Source organism: Endozoicomonas sp. Z74, from assembly GCF_057680865.1.
On the sequence record NZ_JBLYZI010000179.1, the window covers coordinates 1 to 5,490 of the forward strand.

5 protein-coding genes and 2 pseudogenes are annotated in these 5,490 nt (G+C 47.2%); all 7 read left to right on the forward strand.

Annotated features, from left to right (window positions below; translation table 11 throughout):
* Positions 1-141 precede the first annotated feature (141 nt).
* Positions 142-267: pseudogene (locus ACNRUY_RS25650) on the forward strand (DUF3861 family protein); the annotation flags it as partial.
* Between the two features lie 529 nt (positions 268-796).
* Positions 797-1,558, forward strand: coding sequence for a DeoR/GlpR family DNA-binding transcription regulator (locus ACNRUY_RS25655; RefSeq protein WP_488114510.1), 762 nt, complete (start codon positions 797-799; stop codon positions 1,556-1,558).
* A gap of 162 nt (positions 1,559-1,720) precedes the next feature.
* Positions 1,721-2,479, forward strand: coding sequence for a polysaccharide deacetylase family protein (locus ACNRUY_RS25660; protein ID WP_488114511.1), 759 nt, complete (start codon positions 1,721-1,723; stop codon positions 2,477-2,479).
* The gene (pdxA, locus tag ACNRUY_RS25665; protein ID WP_488114512.1) at positions 2,454-3,527 is read left to right on the forward strand and encodes a 4-hydroxythreonine-4-phosphate dehydrogenase PdxA; all 1,074 of its coding nucleotides are present in this window, start codon (positions 2,454-2,456) and stop codon (positions 3,525-3,527) included. Before ACNRUY_RS25660 ends, pdxA begins: the two co-directional genes overlap by 26 nt.
* A 463-nt stretch (positions 3,528-3,990) precedes the next feature.
* Entirely contained in the window at positions 3,991-4,434 is a 444-nt protein-coding gene (locus tag ACNRUY_RS25670) for a hypothetical protein (protein ID WP_488114513.1), read from the forward strand.
* Positions 4,435-4,596: 162 nt separating this feature from the next.
* Positions 4,597-4,728: pseudogene (locus tag ACNRUY_RS25675) on the forward strand (transposase); the annotation flags it as partial.
* A gap of 147 nt (positions 4,729-4,875) precedes the next feature.
* Positions 4,876-5,397: an MBL fold metallo-hydrolase gene (locus tag ACNRUY_RS25680; protein WP_488114514.1), complete on the forward strand. Its 522-nt coding sequence runs from the start codon at positions 4,876-4,878 to the stop codon at positions 5,395-5,397.
* The last annotated feature ends 93 nt before the right edge of the window (positions 5,398-5,490 follow it).

Below are 5,490 nucleotides of genomic sequence, written 5' to 3' on the forward strand. Positions count from 1 at the left end.
GCTTATCAGTGAGCGAGGAGAATTTGGAAAACAGGGCTTTTGCAGACATCGAAAGACAGGAAAAACCCTGATTATACAGGCTGTTTCTTGATGGCGCTGTTCAATTGGTGATCATGTTTTTGCCCTGTTGAGGATGCCGACGCTACTGCCTTTGCCGTTGGGTTAAAGTTATTCAGTGAGGTGATGCTGAAAAATAGAGACAACGAGTTATTTATGCAATTCAAACCCCACTTCGCTGATTTTATGAAAGCGCTGAAAAAGTCGTAGCGATTCTACTCTCTTGATTTATTACACCATCAAATAGTAACCCGGTTAAACAGCAATAAAACTGAGACCTTAGCCTGGTAGCGCGTCCAGTCAAAGAGGCTTTTGTATCAAGGTTGATTACAACCTTACACAGAAGCCCATAACGTTGCTCACCCAACAACAGGTACTTCTACCGACAACGACGGCTTTGGCGAGAGTGGAGTTCTCTATTTTTGCAAAAAACGGGAATTCACAGCCGTTCTGGTGGTATAATCCCGACCAAATGCCGTTTTGTCTGTAGTATCTGTCTTCTGCATCTGCGCATAAAGTGAGGTCAGGTTACACTCAGGAGGGTGTGAACCTTCCCAACCGCTTTTACCAGCACCAGGGCCATCCCGTTCAGGGGTGCGTCAGGACATTGGAAGGATCCATCGTGTGACCGCTCACCGGCAGCCGGAGCCTTTCCCCCCTGGAAAAGTCCACCTGCCAATATGCCCGTTGCTCATCAGACTCACCAGACTGCTTTTACTCCAATTAAAGAGGTACCACTATGCTCCCGGTTGAACGACGCGAACACATTCTTTCTTATGTAGAAGAGAAAGGCTGTGCCAATATCGAGGAAATGGCGGCGCGGTTCGAGGTCTCACAAATGACCATTCGCCGTGATATTCGCACCCTGGAGCAGGAAGACAAACTTCGGGTAACCTACGGCGGCGCAGTTTCCAAAAGCTTCCTGATGGAAGATATCCCCTACGAAAAGAAAAATGCCGTCAATATCGAAGAGAAGAAGTCCATTGCCCATGAGGCCCTGAAGCAGGTCCGTGAAGGACAGATTGTGCTGCTGGATGCCGGTACCAGCACCATGGCGCTGGCCAAACTGATGATGCGCATGAAAGTCACTGTGATCACCACTGACCTCAAGATCGCACTGCAACTGTCTGATTCCTCTACTGCCAAAGTGTTTACTACTGGCGGTAATGTCAGCGCCATCACCAAAGCCCATACCGATGTTGCAGCCCTCTCCTTCCTGGACAGCATTAATGCCGACATCACCTTCCTGGCCACCAACAGCTGGAGTCTCCAGAACGGTGTCACCACCGCTTCTACTGACCATTACTACATCCGTCGCAAGATGATGGAGCGGGCCAATAAAACCGTACTGCTGGCTGACTCAAGCAAATACGGTGCCTCCAGCATGAAGACCATCTGCCCGCTGGATGAGCTGGACTGCATCATTACCGACAGCAAGTTTGATGAAGAAAACCTGATGGCCATTCGCGAAGCGGGCGGCAACATTATTCTCCCTTCCTGAGACCCTGCCAATTAATGGGGTTGCCTCATTAATCTTTGCTAAGCTCAACAGGTTGTCCTCTTCCAGCCCCTCAGCAGGGGCTGGTTTCTTGCCTGAAACCACTGGCGCCCCCCCTAAACTCATACAGCCAGCTGGTTAAGGAAAGTGTGTGGAGCCTGCTGTATGCGACTATCCCGACTCTTCTGCCTTTACCTCTGCCTGGCCACTCCCCTATGCCCTGCGGGTCAGAAAACCATTTACCTGACCATTGATGACGGTCCTCTTGCCGGTGCAGAACAGATTATTAACGTGGTCAACACCACTAAAACTCCAGTGACGCTTTTTATGGTAGGCCTGCACGTTGAAAATTATCCCCATGGAAAGGCACTGCTCGCCAGCATTCACCAAAATCGCTACCTCGAAATCGGTAACCACAGTTATTCCCACGCCTGGAATCACTATCGCTTTTTTTTCAGCAAACCGTCGGAAGTGCTTCAGGACCTGGAAAAAAACAACCGGATTCTGGGGCTGGTTCACAAACCCTGGCATGCCCGTTTGCCAGGGCGCGATGTCTTCAGACTGCCCACCCTTAAACGGGACGACATCTACCTGACAAAAAAGGAAGACCGTCTTGAAGCCCGGGACTTTGATGAACTTTATCAGGCCGGATTCTGGCTTTACGGCTGGGACCATGAGTGGGCCCATGACAGCCATGGACGACCCATTCAAAGTGTTCAACAGCTGGTGAATGAGATAGACCAGTGCTTTGCGCGGAAACAGACCCTTCAGCCTGACAAGCTGATCCTGCTGGCCCATGATGAAATGTTTCAAAAAGCCTTCAATGGAGAGCAGACACTTTCAGCCTTGATTAAACGCCTGGCAGAAAAAGGTTACCGGTTTGACTTAATAAAAAACTATGTTCAACCCCCCTATCAAAAATAAAGCTTCTGAAATGCCCCCCCTGATCTGTATCCCCATGGGCGATCCAGCCGGTATTGGCGCTGAAATCATCGTCAAAGCCCTCAGCAGTACTGATCACAATCGCAATTGCAATTGCAATTGCAATTGCAAGACAATCGTCGTAGGGGATCGTCAGTACATCGAAGAAGCCGCCAGATTGTGCCAACTCCCTGTTCGAATAAGCATTTATGAAGGTGAGATTCCCGCTTCACAATCCCCCGGCGAAATCCTGCTTCTGGAATCCCCGATTCTCAATAAAGATGACCGGGACCCCATCCGCCTCGGAGAAATATCCGCCGCTGCCGGCAGAGCGGCCCTGCAATTTATCGAACAAGCAGTCGACTTTACCATGGGCCATAACAACACTGTGCTGGTGACCACTCCTATCAATAAAGAATCTCTGCGTGCAGCCAGGATTCCTCATATTGGCCATACCGAAATTCTCGCTTCCCTCACAGGCACCCGAGACCCTATGACTCTGTTCCAGGTGAAAAACCTCAGGGTGTTCTTTCTTACCCGTCACCTCTCCCTGAGGCAGGCCTGTGACGCGATCAATGAAAGCCGTGTTTACGATGGGATCCTCCGTTCCTGCCAGGTGCTCACTTCACTGGGCCTACCCCAACCAAGGCTGGCAGTGGCCGGCCTGAACCCCCACTGTGGAGAAAACGGCCTGTTTGGCGATGAGGAAGTCTGTGCCATCCGCCCGGCAGTCCTGAGGGCAAAGAGCAGCGGGTTAGACGTCACAGGTCCGATACCGGCCGACTCCGTTTTTCACCAGGCACTTCAGGGGGCTTTTGATGGAGTGCTCTCCCTCTACCACGACCAGGGACACATCGCTACCAAAATGGTGGACTTTGAGCGCACCGTTTCCATCACCTGCGGCCTTCCCTTCCTGAGAACCTCTGTGGATCATGGCACCGCCTATGATATCGCCGGCACCGGGCAGGCAAGCGCCGTCAGTCTGTCTGAAGCCATCCGGCTTGCTGTCTGTTATTCAACCCCGGATCATCTTCCCGGTCTGTCAGACTGATCCTTTCGAGAATTTTGGCCCGGGTGAAGGCGGCAATGCTTTGCCCGTGGTACCATGCATAGTTTCTGTGCCAATGATGACAGCGTGTACAAGTGGTGCTTTCCCCTGAGTAGTCTTGTAGAGGGTAAGACGGGCGGTAGCGTATTCATTTGCTGAGCGACTTCAGGCTGGCGCTGTTTTTTTACACAATGGGTGATCCATCGACCAACCTGTGGTGGTTACCAACGATCATTATTAACCTTCGCAAATAACTCAAGTGAGAGATATTGGGCTATAGCCTGTTTTTAACGGATTTTATCTTGAATTACAGTATGTTATATAAACTCTGAAAAAGAGTGATATAACTTATGTGAGTTTATAAGAAAGAAAACCCGGTGATATCTGGTAAGTGAGGTCAATATCCAATATTACTCGGTTGAGACCTAATAGCTGTTATGGGGTTCCTTAAATTTTGGAGAAGTTCGTGAGATTAATTAGTTTTTTTATGATTGGTTTGGCAGTTTTATTTACAACAGGCTGCACCATCATGGATGGAAATGCTATTGTCACTGGAAATACAAGATCAGCAATATCTTCTAATGAAGTAAGATTATATCGCAATGCACCTGATAATTTTGAAGAAATTGCAATAGTTTCTGCTAGTGCTGGTCATGATTTCAAAAAGAGCAGCAGCCTAATGAATTCGGCAATAGAAAGGATTAAATTAGAAGCAGCAAAAATAGGTGCTAACGGTGTAATACTCACTGAAATCAATGAGCGAGATGCACCCAGTATTACCACAAGTTATGGCTCGGCTATCGCAACAGGAGCCGATGGAAGTGCATATGCTACAGGTAATGCCACAAGCATAAACCGAGGTGATGCATATACACGTATAAAGGGCTTGGCCATCTACGTTCCCCGATAATTAATCATTAGGTAAAAAGTAAAGTAAAGCGAAAGTAAAGGACACCCAAAAGTAAAGGACACCCATAAAATTGACTAACCGGACATGCAGTCTATTTTCTGTTCTAAATCAGCGAAGCTTCCTTGCTTTAAACACTTTCGTTTCGTGAAAGAGCAGGCAACCATGACAACAGCCCGGAAAAACCTGATCGATCCTTCTTGCACGCCCTACTATCACTGCATGGCACGCTGTGTACGAAGAGCTTTTCTTTGCGGAAAGGATGCTTTTTCAGGTAAGAGTTATGAGCACCGGCGATAGTCGGTTGTTGACCAATTGAGCGTGTTATAAAAAATAGCCGCCCCTCTTTATTTCATTTTTTTTATATTTCTTTAATGAAAAGCAAGCATTATTAATGCATAAATTATGTTGCAAAGCATAGTTGAATCGTTTTATGGAAAATAGATGATGGAATTGAAAGTATTAGTTGATAACAACACAATAATTGATCGATATTATTTAGGTGAGCCGGGTGTCTCGTATTTGATTACGGAAGGTGATACAAAGGTATTGTTTGATGTTGGCTATTCTGACGTATTTATTCAAACCGCTAAAAAAATGAACGAGTCCTTAATGGATGTTAACTATATCGTCATCTCTCATGGACATAATGACCATACAGGTGGTTTAGTTCCGCTTGTTAAGCTTTACTCTGAAGCTAGAGCTGAAGGTATAAAATATCAAAGTCCAACAGTTGTAGCCCACCCAGAAGCATTCTCTTATAGAGAGTACTCCGGTGATGAAATAGGCTCAGTTCTAGATCGCAAAAAGGTTGGCAAGTATTTTGACTCCAGCTTAACGAATGAACCCTTATGGATAACGGATAAGCTTGTATTTCTCGGCGAAATTGATAGAACTACTGACTTTGAAAACATCGACCCAATAGGCCAATGTATAGTGGACCCCAAAAACTGGACCACTGGCTAAGTTAAGTTTTTCGACTGTATGATGCCCTTTCAAGGAGGGGAAAATGACAGTCAGAAAAAGGAAGCGTCATGCACCTGAATTCAAAGCTCAGGT